The sequence below is a fragment of the Kribbella pratensis genome, from assembly GCF_004365355.1.
Classification (GTDB): domain Bacteria; phylum Actinomycetota; class Actinomycetes; order Propionibacteriales; family Kribbellaceae; genus Kribbella.
Window position 1 is genome coordinate 553,838 of record NZ_SODP01000002.1, and the last position, 18,129, is coordinate 571,966.

The 18,129-nt window shown below is 68.0% G+C and carries 16 protein-coding genes; 9 read left to right on the plus strand and 7 right to left on the minus strand.

Annotated elements, in window-relative coordinates; translation table 11 throughout:
* Positions 1-97: 97 nt before the first annotated feature.
* A complete protein-coding gene (locus tag EV653_RS19260) occupies positions 98-643 on the minus strand; it encodes a hypothetical protein (RefSeq protein ID WP_134105130.1) in 546 nt (181 codons plus the stop codon).
* Between the two features lie 170 nt (positions 644-813).
* Between EV653_RS19260 and EV653_RS42595 the strand changes: the two genes are divergently transcribed.
* The 5 genes from EV653_RS42595 (at position 814) to EV653_RS19285 (ending at position 6,921) form a co-directional block, all read left to right on the plus strand.
* Positions 814-2,649, plus strand: coding sequence for a hypothetical protein (locus EV653_RS42595; RefSeq protein WP_134105131.1), 1,836 nt, complete (start codon positions 814-816; stop codon positions 2,647-2,649).
* 1 nt (position 2,650) lies between these two features.
* Positions 2,651-3,952, plus strand: a complete 1,302-nt coding sequence (locus EV653_RS19270; protein WP_134105132.1) for an Rv3235 family protein — start codon at positions 2,651-2,653, stop codon at positions 3,950-3,952.
* Between the two features lie 181 nt (positions 3,953-4,133).
* Positions 4,134-5,090: a VanW family protein gene (locus EV653_RS19275; protein ID WP_134105133.1), complete on the plus strand. Its 957-nt coding sequence runs from the start codon at positions 4,134-4,136 to the stop codon at positions 5,088-5,090.
* Between the two features lie 59 nt (positions 5,091-5,149).
* Entirely contained in the window at positions 5,150-5,857 is a 708-nt protein-coding gene (locus tag EV653_RS19280; RefSeq protein ID WP_238159890.1) for a helix-turn-helix domain-containing protein, read from the plus strand.
* A 29-nt stretch (positions 5,858-5,886) separates the two neighbouring features.
* Positions 5,887-6,921, plus strand: a complete 1,035-nt coding sequence (locus EV653_RS19285; RefSeq protein ID WP_134105134.1) for an aminoglycoside phosphotransferase — start codon at positions 5,887-5,889, stop codon at positions 6,919-6,921.
* Here the strand turns inward: EV653_RS19285 and EV653_RS19290 are convergent.
* Genes EV653_RS19290 through EV653_RS19315 form a run of 6 tightly spaced genes read right to left on the minus strand, consistent with a single transcriptional unit; the run spans position 6,902 to position 13,942 of the window.
* A complete protein-coding gene (locus EV653_RS19290) occupies positions 6,902-8,797 on the minus strand; it encodes a hypothetical protein (protein ID WP_134105135.1) in 1,896 nt (631 codons plus the stop codon). The genes EV653_RS19285 and EV653_RS19290 overlap by 20 nt on opposite strands.
* Positions 8,794-9,852 (minus strand): glycoside hydrolase family 130 protein, encoded by a 1,059-nt coding sequence (locus tag EV653_RS19295; protein ID WP_238159891.1) that lies wholly within the window; start codon positions 9,850-9,852, stop codon positions 8,794-8,796. The genes EV653_RS19290 and EV653_RS19295 overlap by 4 nt, the downstream gene beginning before the upstream one ends.
* A 47-nt stretch (positions 9,853-9,899) precedes the next feature.
* A complete protein-coding gene (locus EV653_RS19300) occupies positions 9,900-10,718 on the minus strand; it encodes a carbohydrate ABC transporter permease (RefSeq protein WP_134105136.1) in 819 nt (272 codons plus the stop codon).
* Positions 10,718-11,614 carry a carbohydrate ABC transporter permease gene (locus EV653_RS19305; protein ID WP_134105137.1) on the minus strand — a complete coding sequence of 299 codons (897 nt, stop codon included), beginning with the start codon at positions 11,612-11,614 and terminating at the stop codon, positions 10,718-10,720. Before EV653_RS19305 ends, EV653_RS19300 begins: the two co-directional genes overlap by 1 nt.
* Positions 11,611-12,894 carry an extracellular solute-binding protein gene (locus EV653_RS19310; RefSeq protein ID WP_134105138.1) on the minus strand — a complete coding sequence of 428 codons (1,284 nt, stop codon included), beginning with the start codon at positions 12,892-12,894 and terminating at the stop codon, positions 11,611-11,613. Before EV653_RS19310 ends, EV653_RS19305 begins: the two co-directional genes overlap by 4 nt.
* A 28-nt stretch (positions 12,895-12,922) precedes the next feature.
* On the minus strand, positions 12,923-13,942 hold the full coding sequence (locus EV653_RS19315; RefSeq protein ID WP_134105139.1) for a LacI family DNA-binding transcriptional regulator: 1,020 nt from the start codon (positions 13,940-13,942) through the stop codon (positions 12,923-12,925).
* 308 nt (positions 13,943-14,250) lie between these two features.
* Between EV653_RS19315 and EV653_RS19320 the strand changes: the two genes are divergently transcribed.
* From EV653_RS19320 to EV653_RS19335, 4 genes are read left to right on the plus strand one after another with little or no spacing between them, the layout of a single operon-like run.
* Positions 14,251-15,063, plus strand: a complete 813-nt coding sequence (locus EV653_RS19320; protein WP_238159892.1) for an endo alpha-1,4 polygalactosaminidase — start codon at positions 14,251-14,253, stop codon at positions 15,061-15,063.
* Between the two features lie 29 nt (positions 15,064-15,092).
* On the plus strand, positions 15,093-16,385 hold the full coding sequence (locus EV653_RS19325; RefSeq protein WP_134105141.1) for an ABC transporter substrate-binding protein: 1,293 nt from the start codon (positions 15,093-15,095) through the stop codon (positions 16,383-16,385).
* Positions 16,385-17,311, plus strand: a complete 927-nt coding sequence (locus EV653_RS19330; RefSeq protein ID WP_134105142.1) for a carbohydrate ABC transporter permease — start codon at positions 16,385-16,387, stop codon at positions 17,309-17,311. Before EV653_RS19325 ends, EV653_RS19330 begins: the two co-directional genes overlap by 1 nt.
* Entirely contained in the window at positions 17,308-18,126 is an 819-nt protein-coding gene (locus EV653_RS19335) for a carbohydrate ABC transporter permease (protein WP_134105143.1), read from the plus strand. Before EV653_RS19330 ends, EV653_RS19335 begins: the two co-directional genes overlap by 4 nt.
* The last annotated feature ends 3 nt before the right edge of the window (positions 18,127-18,129 follow it).

Below are 18,129 nucleotides of genomic sequence, written 5' to 3' on the forward strand. Positions count from 1 at the left end.
CGGCGGTCAGCGGCGGCGGTCAGCGGCGGCGGTCAGCGGCGGCGGTCAGCGGCGGCGGTCAGCGGCGGCGGTCAGCGGCGGCGGTCAGCGGCGGCGGTCAGCGGCGGCGGAGGGCTCGGAGGGATTGGGTGGGGACTAGGCGGACGTTGTAGACCTCTGAGCGGCGGCGCGGGGCGTCGAGGGGGTGCTCGGCGAGTTCTAGGAAGTCTGCGCCGACGCGGTCGATGGTGCCGGTGACGGGGCCGCCGCCGCTGCAGAACAGCGTGACCGGCGAGCGGTCACGGGCGATTCCCCGGAGCAGATGCGCGAGCCCGAGCTTGCCCTCGACGGGGCCGGCTGGCTCGGCCCAGGGGCCCAATCGGTGTACGGCGACGAGTGCGGTGACCGGGATCAGCCACTCCTCGTAGCGCTCGGTCTCGAGCAGCAGGCAGTCCTTCCCGACCCGGCTGAGCATGCCGCGGATGGGCTCGGCGTCGTTCAGTTCGACGCGTACGACGGTGTTCACCGCGCCGCGGAGCCGGTCGAGGACGGTGATCTTCCCGACCTCGGTGCGGATCCTGTCGGCCACCTCGCCGTACAGATCTGTGTCCTGGAGCGCCTCGAACTGCGACTCCAGGTCCGCGAACAACGCATCCCACCGCATGACCGCGAACCTACCGGTCCCAGGGTGCTGTCGCGTTGGTCGGCCGTCACCCTCCGCATGGGAATCCGACGCTGCGTGAGTTAAGGACTTGCAAAGTAGGCGTAGAACCGGTCTATAGTGGTCAAGCCAAAGCAAACTAAAGCAAACTCATAGGTCGGGAGCGAAGCGGGATGAACGCGATGATCCGGGCACTGAAAGGCATCCTCGCCGTGCTGGCGCTGGTCGGTGTCGGCCTGCTGCTGCGGTGGGTGACCGCCGGGTCGATCAGCGGCGCGCGGACGTACGACCTGGACTCGCTGACCGTGCTCGCGGTCGGGACAGTCGCATGGATCGCGTACGTGTGGCTGGTGCTCGCGGTCGTGACGACGGTCCTCGAGCAGATCCCCGGCGTAGTCGGGGCGCTCGCAGGTGCGGTTGCCGGACGGATCACCACGAAGACAGCGCGGGCCCTACTGCGCTCCGGTCTCGGCGTAGCCGCCGTCACGCCCCTCACCGTCGGCGCGGCCCAGGCCACCCCCGGCCCCAGCTCCCACGTCCTCCAGTGGAACCAGACCGAGCCCCCCTCCACCATCCACCTCACCGACTCCAACTGGCGCCCCACCAACCCCCGCCCCACCCTCCATCTCGGCGGCGCCGAGGCCCACCGGACAGCCGCGACACAGCAGGACTCCACCGACTCCTGGCGCTCGAGGGAGCCGGTCTCGAACCTGCAGATCGGCGGTGCCGACACAAACGGGCCCGCCACTGCCGAGCAGGCCACCAGGTCCCAGCAGTCGTCGGCTAAGTCCGAGCAGGAGTCCGTCAGCACCTGGCGATCGACGGAGCCGGCCTCGGAGTTGCAGATCGGCCGCGCCGACGTGCCGAAGACAACCGCAACCGAGGCGGGCTCCGCCCAGTCCCGCCAGGACCTCACCAGCGCCTCGCGAGCCACCGAGCCCACCTCGGACCTGCAGGTCGGCGGTGCCGACGCCAACAGGACAACCGCGGCCCAGCAGCCCTTCGCGCAATCCCAGCAGGACTCCACCAGCACGTGGGGCTCGACGGAGGCCGCCTCCAATCTGCAGATCGGTGGCGCCGACGCGCCGAGGACAGCCGCGGCCCAGCCGGGCTCGGCCCAGTCCCACCAGGAGTCGGCCAAGCCCCTGCGGGAGTCGGCCAAATCTCAGCGGGACTCCACCAGCACCTGGGCCTCGACCGAGCCGGCCTCGGGGCTGCAGATCGGTGGCGCCGACACCGCGAGGACAGCCGCGGCGCAGCCGGGCTCCACCAAGGCCCAGCACGGCTCCGGCCAGTCCGGCCAGGACTCCACCGACACGTGGCGAGCTACCGAGCCGGCCTCGGAGTTGCGGATCGGTGGCGGTGACGCGGCGAGGACCGCCGCGGCGCAGCCGGGCTCCGCGCAGGCGCAGCAGGAGTCGGCCAAGGGCCAGCAGGGCTCCAGCCAGTCCGACCGGGACTCCACTGACACCTGGCGAGCTACCGAGCCGGCCTCGGAGTTGCGGATCGGTGGCGGTGACGCGGCGAGGACCGCCGCGGCGCACCCGGGCTCCGCGCAGGCGCAGCAGGAGTCGGCCAAGGGCCAGCAGGGCTCCAGCCAGTCTGACCAGGACTCCACCGACAGCTGGCGAGTTACCGAGCCGGCATCGGGACTGCATGTTGGGGTGGAGCCCGGGAGCAAGGGGTCTGGTCGGGCGGCTGTGAGTGGGCGGATGCGGGTGGGGGTGCCGGATCGGCCTACTGATGGGGCTCCTACTCGGTACACCGCGGTGCGAGCTGGTGGGGCTGTGCGGGTCGTCGTACGTGAAGGGGACTCGCTGTGGGGTCTCGCCGCTCGGGAGCTGGGGCCTGGCGCCACGGATGAAGCGATCGCCGCGCGGTGGCCGGATTGGTACGCCGTGAATCGGCAGGTCATCGGTGAGGACCCCGACCTGATTCTTCCTGGGCAGGTACTCCGCGTGCCGCCCGCGTCCACCGGCCACCTCCCGCCCACCCATCAGGAGCCGTGACATGAGCCAGTCCCCGAACCGCGCCACAACGAACGCGACCTCAGCACCGGAACCGATGGAGGCTCTCATGGCCGTCACCAACCCGACTTCCGCGGCGAACGAACGCACCGCGACCCCGGATGTGCTCGCCTCTGTTGCGCGGCCGCGGCTGCGGTCGGTGCGTGGCGAGCATGTCGTCCCTGCGACGGCCCGGTACGCCGGTGAGCTGTCGGATGGCGCGCTGGCGCTGCGGTTGCAGGCGATCACCCGGCTCGGCGTCACGGACGCACTGCGGCGGTCGTCGAGCATCGCGGCCCTCACAACCCGCCAGCCGCAGGCCCGCAAACTCACGGTCGTGCCGGCCGACAAGCAGGCGGCTGGGCAACCTGACGGGGCTCAGCCGCCGCACGCCACGAAGCCCACCGGGCCCAGCAAAGTCGCCAGGCCCAGTGAGGTTGCCAGGCTCAGCCAGGTCAGCACGTCCAGCGAAGTCGGCACGCCGAGCGAGGGTGCTCGACCCAGCGAGGCCGCCCGGTTCAGCCAGGTTGCCGAGCCCAGCGAAGTCGCCGGGGCAAGCAGGATCGCCGGGCCTAGCGCGGTCGCCCGCCCCGGTGAGGTTGCTCGCCCCGACGAGGTCGCACGACCCAGTCAGCCCGCCGGGTCCGGTGAGATCGCCCGAACCGGTGAGATCGCTCGGACCAGCGAGGTCGTCCGGGCCGCCGACTCCGCGCGGTCCGGTGAGGTTGGTCGGCACGGTCAGGTTGCTCAGCCCGGCGAGGTTGCTCGGTCCAGCGAGCTTGCCCGATCCAGTGAGGTTGCCCGATCTACGGAGGTCGCCGGGCCACGCGCGGTCGCCCGGCCCGGTGAGATTGCTCGGTCCAGCGATGTCGCTCGGCCCGCCGACGCCGCCCGGTCCAGTGAGGTTGGTCGACCCGGTGAGGTTGCTCGGCAGGGTGAAGCTGCTCGGTCCGGTGGGGTTGGGGTTCGGGTGCCGGAGGCTCGGGCTTGGGGTGGGCGGTTGGCTCAGGCTGTGGCTGAGGTGCTGGCAGGGGATCGGCCGATTTCGCAACTGGTGCGGTATACCGACGACGAGGTGTTCATGGAGTTGAATCGGCGGGTTCGGCTGCTCGGGTTGAATACGACCGCGATGACTCGCGGCGCGAAGGGGAAGAGCGCGGTGCAGTCGGTGCGGGTGTTCATGCCGGAGCCGTCGATCGCGGAGGTGGCGGCGCATGTACGTCGGGGCGACCGGTCGCGGGCGATCGCGCTGCGGATGGAGATCCGGCGCAACCGCTGGGTCTGCACCGCGCTCGAGATCGGCTGAAAACGCGTAACCGCTGGGTCTGTACCGCGCTCGAGATCGGCTGGGATCCGAACTCCTGGGTGTCGTCCGGCGTCATATCGAGCGCAATCGGATCGAGCGGTTGCTGTCATCTGAATGGATCCGCGGCGGCGTACGGTAACCGAGGTCGGCCGCGGGGCCGGCCGACTCGTTCGGGGGAATGATGTCCGAGACCACGATCGCCACACCGCTGCAGGCGCCGGAGTCGACTGGGGTGACGCCGGGTACGCCGTGGCGGGTCGCGGTGCATGAGCTGAGCGACGCGGAGCGGGCCCGGGTGCTGCCCGCGGTGAACCATCGCCGGTGGAGCGAGCGGGTGCCGCTGCTCTACCCCCTGGCGGTGCGGTATCACCGTGTGCTCAAGCGGCTCGAGTGGATCAGGTCCAGCACGCCGTACGCCGGAACGCGCGCGGCAACCGATCTGCCCATCAGGATCAAGCGGCACAAGTCGCTGTTGCTGCGCCAGCTCGGTGAGACCGAGATGTGGATGCAGCACAACAAGGTGACCAACCTGAAGCTTGCCTGCGCACAGGTCGACGGGCTGCTGATCCGTCCGGGTGAGACGTTCTCCTTCAACAAGCTGGTCGGCAACGCGACCCGGCGCAAGGGTTACGTGAAGGGCATGCGGCTGTCGAACGGCCAGGCGCGGCCGGGTATCGGCGGTGGCATCTGCCAGCTCGCCAACCTCCTGCACTGGATGGTGCTGCACTCGCCGCTGACCGTGACGCAGCGGTCGACGCACAGCTTCGACCCGTTCCCGGACAACGGCCGCGTGCTGCCGTGGGGCGTGGGTTGCAGCATCGTCTACAACTACGTGGACCTGCAGTTCCGCAACGACACCGACCAGACGTTCCAGCTGCACGTCGATGTCGGCGAGCGCTACCTCGAGGGCGAGATCCTCGCCGACGTGCCGGCCGAGTCGTCGTACCGGGTGTTCGCGAAGAACGAGCGGTTCCTCCGGGTCGGCGCCGACTATTTCCGGCGGAACGAGATCTGGCGGACCGTGATCGACCGCCGCACGGGTACGGCGCTGCGCGACGAGCTGATCCGCGAGAACGTTGCCCTGGTCAAGTACCTCCCGGTCGACGTACCGGTCCTCGACGTCGTGCTCCCGCACTGACCAAGAGCTCAGCAGGAACTCAGCAAGAAACTGTCGGCGGCGCGTAGCAGACTGGCGGTATGACAGTCGCGGTCGAGCCGTATCGGGAGCGTGCTGCGCGCGTCCCGGGGGCCGACCTGTGGACGCGGACGGCCGAGGGTGGGGAGTACCGGATCCTGCCCGACGGCTGCATGGATGTGCTGTTGATCGACGGTGACCTGATCGTCGCCGGGCCGGACAGTCATGCGTGGACAGGCAGTGCCCCACGCGGGACGCGGTACGCCGGGATCAGGTTCGCGCCGGGTGCCGCGCCGGGCTTCCTCGGCGTACCGGCTCGCGAGCTGCTGAACGAGCGGGTCCCCCTGGCGGACCTGTGGTCCCCGACCCGGAGCAGACAACTCCTGGACCGGATCAGATCGTCACCCGACCCGGCCGTGGCGCTCGATGTCGAGGTCGCCAAGCTCGTCGACGAACCGCCGGACCGGCTGATCAGTTACGTACTGCGCAATGTCCGCGGCGGGCTGCTCCGCGGCAGCGCCGGTGTCTCCAAGTTGGCAGCGACGATCGGGTTGAGTGAGCGACAACTGCACCGACGCTGCCTGGACGCGTTCGGTTACGGACCGAAGATGCTCGACCGGGTGCTCTGGATGAACGTTGCCCTCGACCACGCACGCACCGGCCTGGCTCTCGCCGACGTCGCCACGCTCACCGGGTACGCCGACCAGGCGCACTTCACCCGCGACGTCAAAGCACTGACCGGTCTACCACCTAAGACGCTGCTGGGCTGAGCCACGCCCGCATGTCAGCATTGCTTCTCATGACCGGTCACCCGGAAGTCGGTACGGCGACTCTGCGCCACAACCCGCTTAACGCGGTGACGGCGACCGTAGAGCGCATCACGTACGCCGACGGCCGCACCGCCGTACGCAAGCAGCTCCAGAGCCCATCGGACACCACCGGCCCGTGGGCCGCGTCGACCGACCCGCGCCACTGGAACTACTGGCGGCGTGAGCTCGAGGTGTACCAGGACGACGAGCTGCGCGGCCGGCTCGCGGACGCCGGGCTCGTGCTGCCCGAGGCGCAGGTGGAGGAGTGGCCGGACGGCGCCGTACTCCTGATGGAAGACATCGGCGGGACATCGGGCACCCAGTTCAGCCTCGCCGAGCACGCGGCACTCACGCGAGCCTTCGGGCGGTGGCAGGCGCAGCCTTTGTCCGAACGGCCGTGGATGTCCAGAGGATTTCTGCGCGACTACTCGACGACCCGCGAGGTGCCCTGGCACTTGCTGACCGACGACGCCGCCTGGCAGCAGCCGCTCATCCGCGAGACGTGGCCCGGCCAGCTGCGCGAAGCCTGGACTCGGCTGATGGTTCAGCGCGACGCACTCCTCGACCTCGTCGCGAGCCTCCCCCGCGCCACCTGTCACCTCGACTTCTGGGTCTCCAACGTGATCCAGCGACCGAGCGGTGAGCTCGCGCTGTTCGACTGGGCGTTCACCGGTGACGGCGCGCTCGGCGAGGACATCGGCAACTACATCCCCGACGCGGTGTTCGACATGTTCTGGCCGGTCGAACGCCTGCCCGAGCTGGCCGAGACATGCATCGCCAACTACCTCGACGGTCTGCACGAGGCCGGTTGGCGCGGTGATTCGGATGACGTGCGGCTGGCGGTGATGGCGTCCGGGGTCAAGTACGCGTGGCTGCTGCCGGGTCTGCTCGGCCGCGCGTCCGACCCCGCCCACAACGCCTACCACCGCCAGGTCGACGGCCGGCATCTGTTCCACCAACGCGGTCAGGCGCTGATGTACGTCGCCGACTGGTGTGCCGAGGCGCTCAGCCGAGCACGACGGTAAAGCCGCCGGGTACGACGAGCGCCCGCGAAGCGTTGCCTCGGGCAACCAACCTTCCGGACGCGTCGTAGGTGTAGGAACGCTTCCCCGGCACACTCATCACGCGAGCATGCGTATCCACACTGGCCAGCAACACAGCATCCCCGATCCGCAGACTGCTGACGGTCGGCAGAAGGAGCAGCGCATCCAGCTGAGCCGTGCCTTGCGCCTTCGCGGTGACGGTGGTGGCACCGGCCGGAAGTGGGTTGGCGAGCGTCAGCGGCAGCAACGCGCCGGGTGCGGCGGAGATGCCTTGCGGCCCGCAGACGTGCGTCAGAGTGCCAAGTGTCCTAACCCCAGAAGTCCAGGTCGTGCGAGCGGGAGTAGGGGTGTCGACGAGGTTGACGACCGGGAGGACCAGTCGCTGTTGCGATGACGCCGGCACGGTCCAGGTCGCCGTACCGTCGAGGGAGAGGTAGGAGCCGTTGCTCCATTGGGATTCGCCGGTCCAGGCCGAGGGTGGTGTGACGACCTGACCGCCGGTGCCGGATTCGGCCTCGACGATCTGCAGGCCGTCGTACGACGGGGTGCCCGTCAGGCGGGCGACGTCCGGGTGGGCGTCGAGGGCGAGCATCGACAGCTGGCCGTGGATGCTCGACTCGGCACCGGAGTTGCGGTTGATCGTGCCGTCGCCGGAGATGCCGTCGTACGTGCGCCCGGTGGTCGCGTCGTACATCGGCTGGCCGGCGCGGTTGGCGCCGAAGTACCACGCGGCGACGAAGGCCGCGACCTGCTTGAGCCCGACGGACAGCAAGCCTTGCAGGCGGGCATCGACGCCGTACGCGATCTGGGTGCGATCGATCGGCGTCGGAAGCCAGCCGTTGTCAGGACCGCCGGCAGTCATCAGGAGTGGGGTGAAGCCCGCGGTGTCGCCCATCGCAGCGGCGCGAAGCTCGGGTGCGTCGAGAGCTTGAGCCGCGACCGCGAGGGCGGAGGGCATCTGGGCGCCCCACGCGTGCCAGTCGGAGATCGACTCGCCCCACGGCATCAGCGCACGGAACGGCCACTCGCGCGTCGACCCGGCCGCCATCGCAGCAATGCCCTCGGCGAAGCGGGTCAGCGCCCGGCGAGCGGAGGCTGAGCCGCCGGCTTCGACGTACGCCGAGAGCCCGAGCACCGCTTCGCTTGTCGCGTCCGCACCGTTGACGATCAGCCAGGCGGGGAGACGGCGGCCGTCGACCACGTTGTACTGGCCGTAGCGGACCAGTACCTGACGCTCGAGTGCGGCGATCGCGAGTTCGAGACGGTCGCGGAGGAACCTCGCGAACCCGCGGTCAGTTGTGCGGAAGACGGCGTACCCCTCCCCCAACGCCCAGACCGTGCGAGCCAGCCAGTAGGACGGGCCGGAGTCGGACGGGTCCGGGAGCTCGACGGGATCGGCGCTCGGGTTGAGCGTGCCGTCGGGCTGCATCCACAGGACGACGTTGCCGTTGGGTGACTGCAGGAACGTGAGACTGCGAAGCAGCCCGCGGGCGGTCTCCAGCGAAGCGTCAGAGTGGAACTGCTTCCAGTGACGCAGGTAGACCACCGCGGCACGGGCGATGTCGTCGGCGTTGTAGGCACCTTGGCCGTAGGTGTTCGTCGCGGCGTCGTAGGTGCCGCCGCCGATGCGTTTGTACGAGCCGTCCGCCTGGCGGTCGGCGTACGTCCAGAGCACGCCGACCGGACCGCTGCCGAAGGTGGTGTGACCGGGGGCGGCCGGAGGCGTCACCGACGCGCGGAGGAAGTCGAGGTGCGCGAGGTTGGACAGCCGGCTGGACGCCAAGGCGGGAAGGGTGACGGTTGACGCGGCGGCTACTGCGAGGGCTCCGCCGATGACGGTGCGGCGGGTCGGTTTCATGGCAGGCGGTCCAATCTGGCCACACCGATGGCGGCGTCGGCCATGCCGTAGAAGACGTACTGGGTGCCGTTGACCTGCTCGATCGCAGTCGGGAAGACGACGTTGCCGACCGTGCCGATCTTCTCCTCGTCGGTCTCGGGGACCATGAGGGGTTCGGTGGTCCGAGCGATGACGCGGGTGACGTCCTCCGCGTCGAGGATGAGCGCGCCGGCGGCGTAGCAGACCTTCTGAGTCGTCGGGTCGAAGCCCTCCGGCTGCTCGCCGGTGACGCCGTGATGGATCACGAGCCAGCCCTCGGGGATCCGCAGCGGCGCCGGTCCGGCGCCGATCTTGAGCTCCTCGAAGGGGTACTCCGACATCGCGACCAGTCGGTGATTGCGCAGATGAACGAGGTTCCGCACGTCGGCCTCGACGGCTGACACGGGCACGAACGAGACCCAGATGCCTGGCCGGTCGTCGGTCACACCGGCCGGCAGGTGAACGCCTTCGCCCTCGCGGAACCAGCCGAGGTCCCACATCGGCCGGTGCAGCATCGCGTACGACGGTTCGCCGTCCGGGCCGGGCACGGGCTCCGGGAAGAAGACCGTGTCCTTGTTCGGGAACAGGTTGAGGTCGGTGTCGAGGTCGGGCTGGTACTCGAAGTGCAGTGGACCCAGCCGACGCCACGCGCGCAGATCCTCTGACACCGCGAGCGCCGGCTTCGGGCCGAGCGGGCCGTAAGCGACGTACGTCATTACATGGAGGCCGAGGGACGGGACGAAGGTGACGCGGGGGTCCTCCACGCCTGCGTTGTTCTTGCCTCGCTCCCAGCCCTCGTCCGGCGCGAGGACCACGCCCTCGCGCTCGACACCTACCGGCACGCCGTCCTTAAGCTCGACGCGGGCCAGGCCGACGCGAGAGATGTTGCCGTTAGCAACCAGGCGCGGCAGCAGGTAGAGCGTACCGTCCGGGGTGTGCCCGGTCGCCGGGTTCAGCACGCCCTCGGCCTCGAGCTCGTTGCCCGGCTCGGCGGTCATCAGTACGCCGACCCGAGTCAGCGTGTAGGGAACAGTCACGAGAAGCCCTTCAAGAATTGGCACTGTAGGAGTTAGCGCTGTAGGAGTTAGCCCTTGACGCCGGACGACAGGTTCGTCGAGATGAACCGGCGCTGGAAGATGATGAACAGGGTGACCGCCGGTGCGGCCAGCACGCAGGCCCCGGCCAGCACGGCGCCGAACGGGTTGGCGGCGCGTGCGGAGACGGTGGTCAGGTAGTTGGACAGCGAGACGGCTAGTGGTTGCAGGTCTTGTTGTTTGGTGATCAGGAACGGCCACAAGAACTCGTTCCACGGTCCGATGAAGGTGAGCAGCACGCCGGTCAGCAGCGCCGGCCGCACGAGCGGTACGGCGATGCGCCACAGGATGCTCAGCTCGGAGGCTCCGTCGATGCGGGCGGCGTCGAACAACTCGGCCGGTAGTTGCAGGAAGTACTGGCGGAACACGAACACCGCGGTGGAGTTGATCAGGAACGGCAGGATCATCCCGGAGTAGGAGTCGGCGAGCCCGTAGCTGCGCACGATCAGCACATACAACGGGATCGTCAGCAACTGGAACGGCACGACCTGGATGAGCAGCATCAGGTTGAACACCAGCCCGCGGCCGCGGAACTGCAACCGCGCCAGGGCGTAGCCGGCCAGCACGCCGAAGACCAGGGTCCCGAGGATCACGCCGCCGGTGAAGATGCCGGAGTTGATCAGCGACCGGCCGAGGTGGATCGACTTGTTGATCTCGGTGTAGTTGTGCAGCGTCAGGTTCCCGGGTTTCGGGAACGCACCGCTGACCGACGGATCCGGCTCGGCCTGCAACGAGCCGATCAGCATGTAGTAGAAGGGAAACAGGAACACGAAAGCGCCGAGCAGCAGCGCGACGAACTTGACCTTCATCAGTCCTCCTCCCTCCCCACAAACCGCCGCTCGATCAGCGCGACCAGCAGTACGCCGATCACCAGCAACACGCCGATCGCCGCGCCGACGTCGGGATGGCCTTGCTCGATCCCGCGCTGGTACATGATCAGCACCGGCGAGGCCGATGCTCCGTCCGGTCCGCCGCCTCCGGTCAACAGATACGGCTCGGTGAACAGGTTCGCCCCAGTCACCGTCGCCACCAGAACCACCAGAGTGGTCGCCGGCCGGACGCCCGGCACAGTCACGTTGAGGAACGACTTCCACCGCCCCGCGCCGTCCATCTCGGCGGCTTCGTACAGGTCTTTGGAGACGTTCTGCAGCGCGGCGAGGTAGAGCAGGATGAAGAAGCCGAGTTGTTTCCAGGTGACGTAGATGGCGATGGTGGGCATCGCGAGCTTGGAGTTGACCAGCCAGGACGGGTCGGGGGCGAGGGGTCCGAGGATGGAGTTGACCAGGCCGTTGGAGTTGAACAAGAACAGCCACACGCCGACGACCGCGACGCTCGCGGTCACGTAGGGGACGTAGTAGGAGACGCGGAAGAACGTGCGCCAGCGGATCGCGGCGTTGAGCGCGTTGGCCAGTCCCAGTGACAGTACGACGGTGAGCGGGACGTTGATCACCAAGAAGATCACCACGTTGACGAACGACCGCTGGACCGCGGGGTCCGTCAACACCGTCACGTAGTTCTCGAACCCCACGAACGGACGATCCACCACCGCCCCGGGTGCAGCGAAGAAGTAGTCATGGAACGACATGTAGACGGCGAACCCGAGCGGATAGGCGAACACCGCGGCCAGGAACACCACGTACGGCGTGACGAACGCAGTCCCGACCGGATGCTCACCCATCACTCGGGTGAGCGGTCCGCGCCTCATGACTGTTTGACGAGCTGATCGACCTTCTGCGCGGCCTCGTCGAGGGCCTGGCCGACGTCTTGCTGCCCGAAGATGACCGACTTGGAGTAGGCGTCGCGGAAGGTCTGCCAGATCGTGATCGAGTTCGCCACGTTCGGCACCTCGACTGTGCGCGAGGCCTGGTCGGCGAACACCTTGTAGTCCGGGTTCTTCGCGAAATAGTCCGCATACGTCGTCGCCACGTCCTTGCGCAGCGGCATCTGCCCGGTCGCGGCCAGGAACTTGCCGTCCTGGTCCTTGCTGGTCGCGAACTTCAACACATCCCACGCCGTGCCACGGTTCTTGCACGCCGAATACATCGCCACGTTCTTCGCATCGGAGAACGTGTGAATCTCCGAGGCCGGCTTACCGGACGAGGTCGGGACCGGGACGACACCCCAGTCGACCTTGCCCTTGTAGGTCGCGATCGCCCACGGACCCACCACGGCCATCGCCGACGTGCCGTCCACGAACGCATCCCCGGTGTACTTCTCCGGCGAAGCGAGCTTGTCCTGGTACATCGTCCGCCAGAACTGCGCGACCTTCTTGCCCTCGTCGGAGGCGAACGTCGACTTGCCGTTCTCGATCAGCTGCTTGCCGCCGGTCTCGGCCGCATACAACGGATAGAAGTCGAACCACGACTGGTAGAACTCGTTGCTCGGCGCCGGGTAGATCGCGACCTTGGCCGCCTTCGCTGCCACCACCTTGCGCGACGTCGCCAGGAAGTCGTCGTAGGTGCTGAGCGCGGGGGTGGTGATGCCGGCCTTGGCGAAGGCCTTCTTGTTGTAGAAGATCATCACCGGGTTCGACTTCCAGGGCAGCTGGTAATACTTACCGTCCGTCGACTTGTACTGCTGCGCCACATCCCCCGACCGGTCCTCGATATACGACTTGCCGTCCGGGAAGGAGTCCAGCGGCACCAGACCGCCCTGCTTCTGGAACTGCGACACCGACGCCGGCGAGGTGTTGAAGATCAGACACGGCGCATTCCCGGCCGTGATCGCCGCCCCGATGACCTCCTCGGAACTCTTCCCGGTCGGGATCTCCTGCGCGGTGATCTTCTGATCCGCATGCTGCGCGTTCCAAGCCGCGACCATCTGCTTACCCCACGCCACTTCCTCGGCGTTGTTCGAATACCAGATCGTGATCGGGCCACGCGCCTTGGCCGCGGCGTCGGCGTCACCAGAGCCGCCGCCACTGTCGCCACAGGCGACGAGCGAGCCGGCCAGGACAACGGCCAGCAGTCCAGCTTGCAACTTCATGTTTCCTCCAGGGAACTACACGGGGGGACTACACCGCGGGGGATGCGGTAGAGCCGCGGACGATGAGCTGCGCGGGCGGGAGCTCGGTGTCGGGTACGTCGGCCGCACCGTCGACGAGCTGGTTGAGCGTCAGGGCCGCCGCCTCGCCGAAGGCGAACGGGTCGGCGCGGACGGTGGTCAGGCCGGGATGGACGTACTCGGCGAGCTCGCTGTCGTCGAACCCGGCGATGCTCAGGTCGTCGGGAACGGTCAGACCAGACGCCTGGGCGGCGCCGAGACCGGCGATCGCCATCCGGTCGTTGGCATAGAAGATCGCGGTCGGCGGCTTCGGGAGCGCGAGCAGCCGGCGCGTGGCCTCGATCCCGCCCGCGGCGGTGAAGTCACCGGTCTCGGTCAACGGCTCGAGCCCGGCCGCGGCCAGGGTCTCGACGAAGGCGGTGGTGCGGGCGGTCGCGTGTACGAAGGCGGGCGGACCGGCGACCTGGGCGATCCGGGTGTGACCGAGCTCGATCAGGTGCTCGACGACGGCCCGGGTCCCGGGCCGGTCGTCCAGGATGACCGCTGGGAACGGCGACTCGCCGTCCGGCCGGTTCAGCGTGACCGCAGGAAGACCGAGCTCGACGAGCAGATCGATCCGCGGATCGTCGTGCCGCAGGTCGGACAGGAACACCCCGTCGACCCGCCCGTCCCGCGCGAGCCGCCGGTACCCGTCCTGCTCGGACTCGCCGGCCATGACGACCTGCAGAACCAGCGCCTGACCACGTGTGGACAGAACGCTCTCGACCCCGGCGATGAACGCCGGGAAGAACGGGTCCGACGACAGCACGGCCGGGTCCCGGGTGATGACCAGGCCGAGCGCGAACGCCTTCGAGACCGACAGCGAACGGGCCCGGTTGCTCGGCCGCCAGCCGAGCTCGTCGGCGGCCGCGAGGATCTTGTCGACGGTCGCCTGCGCGAGCCCGGGCCGCCCGTTGAGCGCGAACGACACCGAGCCCTTGGACACCCCGGCCCGCCGGGCCACATCCGCGATCGTCGGTCGCTTGCTCACTCGATCCTCCGTTTAAACCGGTTTAAACAGAACTTAAACCGGTTTAAATCCATCCGTCAAGAGTTGGGCGCAGGCGGCGGAAGTGACGATGATCGGCCCCTGCCATGCGCAGTGCCGCGCTATCAGCGGGAATTCGCGCACTTGTTTGCAAGTTTCCCCTTGACCGCAGGGTCGTCCCGTCGCTTAACTTGTTCGGCAGCGACGCACCCAGCCGGTAGCAGGCCGAGGCCTGAAGTCCGGTTTTCCGGCGCCAGGGTTCAGGTGAGGCCCGAGGCGGGGTCGCGTCCCCGGGACCGATGGAGCAAATCGTGTCCAGACTCTCTCGCCGCCTCCTCGCCGGAGTCGCGGCCATGTTGACGCCGGCCCTGGCAGTCACAGGAACCGTCCTCACCCGCACCTCCGCCGACGCGGCCGTCACCCTGCCGCCGACGCACGCCAAGTTCGACTACCAGATCGGCGGGGCCTACACGCCGCCCGCCGGCGTCCAGGTGGTCACCCGCGACCGGACCGCCGCACCGGCAGCCGGTCTCTACAACATCTGCTACGTCAACGCCTTCCAGGTCCAGCCCGGCGAACAAGGGCAGTGGGACTCCGACCTGCTGCTCCGCGACGCCAAGGGCAGGCTCGTCATCGACCAGGATTGGGGCGAACCGCTGCTCGACGTCCGTACGGCGGACAAACGGAACCGGATCGCGGCCAAGGTGAACGGCTGGATCGACGGCTGCGCGGCCAAGGGGTACAAGGCGATCGAGCCGGACAACTACGACAGCTACACACGCTCGAAGAAGCTGCTCACCGCTGCCAACGCGAAGGCGTACCTGACGCTGCTCGCCACCCACGCGCACTCCAAGAACCTGGCCATCGCGCAGAAGAACACGGTCGAGCTGGCCGGATCCCGGCAGGCGGTCGGCCTGGACTTCGCGGTCGCCGAGGAATGCGGCCAGTACAACGAGTGCGGCGACTACGTCGATGCCTTTGGCAACAACGTGATCGTGATCGAGTACACCGACAGCGGCCGGTCCACGGCCTGCTCGCAGTACGGCGGGACGTTGACGATCGTGCAGCGCGACGTCGACGTCTCGACTCCGGGTGACTCCGGATACGTCCGCAAGACCTGCTGAATCCCTCCTCCATCGCTCTGGAGACCCTCATGCATGCTCGAACTCTGTCCCGCCGCGACGTCCTCCGGGCCGCGGCCGCCGCAACCGTCGCGGGATCTCTTGCCGCGTGCGGCAAGAACGACGACGAAGGCGCCGATGCCAACGGTGTCGTCACGCTCGACCTCTGGCACGGTCAGGTCGACACCGGTAAGGCCGCGATCGATTCCTTGATCACCGCGTTCAACAGCAGTCACCCGAAGATCAAGGTGGTCGGCGGCGGGGGCGGGGTCACCGCGGACAGCATGCTGCAGAAGGTCACCGCGGGTCTGGCGGCGGGGTCCTACCCGGACATCGCGTACATCTTCGGATCGGACCTCGCCAGCCTGACCAAGAGCCCGAAGGTCGCCGACCTGACCGGCGCCCTGAAGATCGACGACTACTGGCCGGCCGCGAAGGACGCGGTCAGCGTGAAGGGCAAGGTCCGGGCCGCGCCGGCCCTGCTCGACTCGCTCTGCGTGGTCTACAACAAGAAACTGTTCGCCGCGGCCGGCATACCGGCGCCGAAGGACGGCTGGACCTGGGACGACTTCGTCGCCACCTCGAAGCAACTGACGAACCCGGCGAAGGGCATCTTCGGCACCGGCTGGCCGGGCGTCGGCGACGAGGACACCGTCTGGCGGATCTGGCCGATGATCTGGGACCTCGGCGGCGACGTCGTCAGCGGCGACGGGAAGAAGGTCGGGTTCGACTCGGTCGGCGCTCAAGCCCTTCAGACGCTGGATCGATTGCGCACCGACAAGTCGCTGTACGTCGACCCCAAGCCCGGCAGCGAGCAGCTGTACCAGGTCTTCCTCGGCGGACGGATGGGAATGGTTGCCACCGGCCCCTGGCAGCTCCCGGAGCTGAAGGACAACGGTCTCGACTACGGCGTCGTACCGCTGCCGTCGTACTCCGGGAAGCCGTTGACGATCTCGGGGCCGGACACCTGGACAGTCTTCGACAACGGCAAGGCGAAAGTGAAGGCGGCCACCGAGTTCGTCGCCTGGCTGGCCGAGCCTGCGCAGGACATCCAGTGGGACATGAAGGGTGGCAGCCTGCCGATCACCAAGGCCACCGCCGAGCTGCCGCAGTGGAAGAAGCACTCCGCCGAGACGAACGGGCTGGACGTGTTCGTCAAGGCGCTCGACACCGCGAAGGTGCGGCCGACGATCACGACGTACCCGCAGATCTCGCAGCACATGGGCGAGGCGATTGCCGCCGTACTGCTGGGGAAGCAGAGCCCTGCGGATGCGCTGAAGCAGGCCGTTGACCAGTGCAACCAGGTGCTGGCGGTGCCGAGCTGATGGCCAGCGTGGTCGGCACCTTCACGGTCGACCCGCGGAGCCGGGCGGCCGCAAAACGGCGGGCCCGGACCGAGGGTGCGACCGGGTGGGCGTTCGTCAGTCCATCGGTGGTGATCATCCTCGGGCTCAGCGTCGTACCGGTGTTGTGGTCGTTGCTGTTGTCGTTCCAGGTCAACGATCTGGTGTCGCCCAGCGAATGGGTCGGGTTGGCGAACTACAAGGCGTTGCTGAAGGATCCGACGTTCGGATCGGCCGTCTCGCATACGCTGATCTACACGGTTCTGTATGTGCCGCTCAGTGTGATCGCGGGGTTGGCGATCGCGATCGCGCTCGACCGGAAGATCGCGTTCATCGGGTTGTACCGGACGTTGGTGTTCGTGCCGTTCGTGGTGTCAGCCGCGGCGCAGGGCGTGCTGTTCTCGTTCGTGCTCGACCCGGAGTTCGGCGTCGCGAACTCGGTGCTGCATAAGCTCGGGTTGCCGGCGCAAGGGTTCTTCAGCGATCCGGGCCAGGCGCTCTATCTGCTGGTCGCGATCTCGTTGTGGAGCGGGACCGGGTTCTGCGTGATCGTCTATCTGGCCGGCCTGCAAGGAGTTTCGAGCGAGCTGGTCGAGGCAGCGCGGATCGACGGCGCCGGGCGGTGGGGTGTACTGCGGCACGTGACGCTGCCAGCGTTGACGCCGGTGACGATCTTCCTGGTGCTGTTCCAGACGATCAACGCGTTGCAGGTGTTCGATCTGGTGTTCGTCACCACGAAGGGCGGGCCGCTCGGATCGACGACGGTGATCGTCTACTTCATCTGGGAGAAGGCGTTCAAGACGTTCACAGCCGGCTACAGCGCGGCAGCGGCGTACACCCTGGCGGTTGCGTTGCTGGTGGTCGGTGTGGTCCTGCAGGTCTACCGCCGAAGGGTGGCCTCCCGATGAAACGTTTGCCCTTCAGTGCTTGGCATTTCGTCCTCGCGCCGTTGGCCTTGCTGTTTGCCTTGCCACTGGTCTGGTTGCTGGTGAGCTCGGTGATGAGCAACGCCGAGATCAACCGGTTCCCACCGGCGCTGTGGCCGCACGGGATCAATCTCGGCGGATATCGGTACGTGCTCGGGAACGCGCTGTTCCCGCGATGGTTCCTGAACTCGTTCATCGTCTCGGCGGTCGCGGTGACGGCGAACCTCGTGCTCGGCTCGCTCGGCGGGTACGCGTTCGCACGGATCCGGTTCGCCGGGTCGAAGGTCGTGCTCGGGCTGATGCTGGCCACGATGGTGATCCCGTTCCAGCTGACGATGATCCCGACGTTCCTGGTGATGAAGGAGCTCGGGCTGATCGACACGCTCGGCGCGCTGATCGTGCCGTCGCTGGTCACGCCGCTGTCGGTCTTCCTGTTCCGGCAGTTCTTCGTCTCGCTCCCCCGCGAGCTCGAGGAAGCGGCCTGGATCGACGGATGCGGCCGGCTGCGGATCCTGATCTCGATCGTGCTCCCGTTGGCGCGGCCGGCACTGAGCACCGTCGCCGTCCTGACGTTCCTCGCGACCTGGAACGACCTGACCTGGCCGCTGATCGCGATCAACAGCGACTCGACGTACACGCTGCAGCTCGGCCTGACCACCTTCCAGGGCCAGCATCACACCCAGTGGGCGGCCGTGATGGCCGGCAACGTCATCACCGTGCTGCCCGTGCTGCTCGGTTTCCTCCTGGCCCAGAAGGCGTTCATCCGCTCTCTGGCCTCTACCGGACTCAAAGGCTGATCC

Bases quoted from the DNA above. Each gene is read 5' to 3' on its own strand.
- EV653_RS19260 (WP_134105130.1), bottom strand. From the start codon at position 643: ATGCGGTGGGATGCGTTGTTCGCGGACCTGGAGTCGCAGTTCGAGGCG.
- EV653_RS42595 (WP_134105131.1), top strand. From the start codon at position 814: ATGAACGCGATGATCCGGGCACTGAAAGGCATCCTCGCCGTGCTGGCG.
- EV653_RS19270 (WP_134105132.1), top strand. From the start codon at position 2,651: ATGAGCCAGTCCCCGAACCGCGCCACAACGAACGCGACCTCAGCACCG.
- EV653_RS19275 (WP_134105133.1), top strand. From the start codon at position 4,134: ATGTCCGAGACCACGATCGCCACACCGCTGCAGGCGCCGGAGTCGACT.
- EV653_RS19280 (WP_238159890.1), top strand. From the start codon at position 5,150: ATGACAGTCGCGGTCGAGCCGTATCGGGAGCGTGCTGCGCGCGTCCCG.
- EV653_RS19285 (WP_134105134.1), top strand. From the start codon at position 5,887: ATGACCGGTCACCCGGAAGTCGGTACGGCGACTCTGCGCCACAACCCG.
- EV653_RS19290 (WP_134105135.1), bottom strand. From the start codon at position 8,797: ATGAAACCGACCCGCCGCACCGTCATCGGCGGAGCCCTCGCAGTAGCC.
- EV653_RS19300 (WP_134105136.1), bottom strand. From the start codon at position 10,718: ATGAAGGTCAAGTTCGTCGCGCTGCTGCTCGGCGCTTTCGTGTTCCTG.
- EV653_RS19305 (WP_134105137.1), bottom strand. From the start codon at position 11,614: ATGAGGCGCGGACCGCTCACCCGAGTGATGGGTGAGCATCCGGTCGGG.
- EV653_RS19310 (WP_134105138.1), bottom strand. From the start codon at position 12,894: ATGAAGTTGCAAGCTGGACTGCTGGCCGTTGTCCTGGCCGGCTCGCTC.
- EV653_RS19325 (WP_134105141.1), top strand. From the start codon at position 15,093: ATGCATGCTCGAACTCTGTCCCGCCGCGACGTCCTCCGGGCCGCGGCC.
- EV653_RS19330 (WP_134105142.1), top strand. From the start codon at position 16,385: ATGGCCAGCGTGGTCGGCACCTTCACGGTCGACCCGCGGAGCCGGGCG.
- EV653_RS19335 (WP_134105143.1), top strand. From the start codon at position 17,308: ATGAAACGTTTGCCCTTCAGTGCTTGGCATTTCGTCCTCGCGCCGTTG.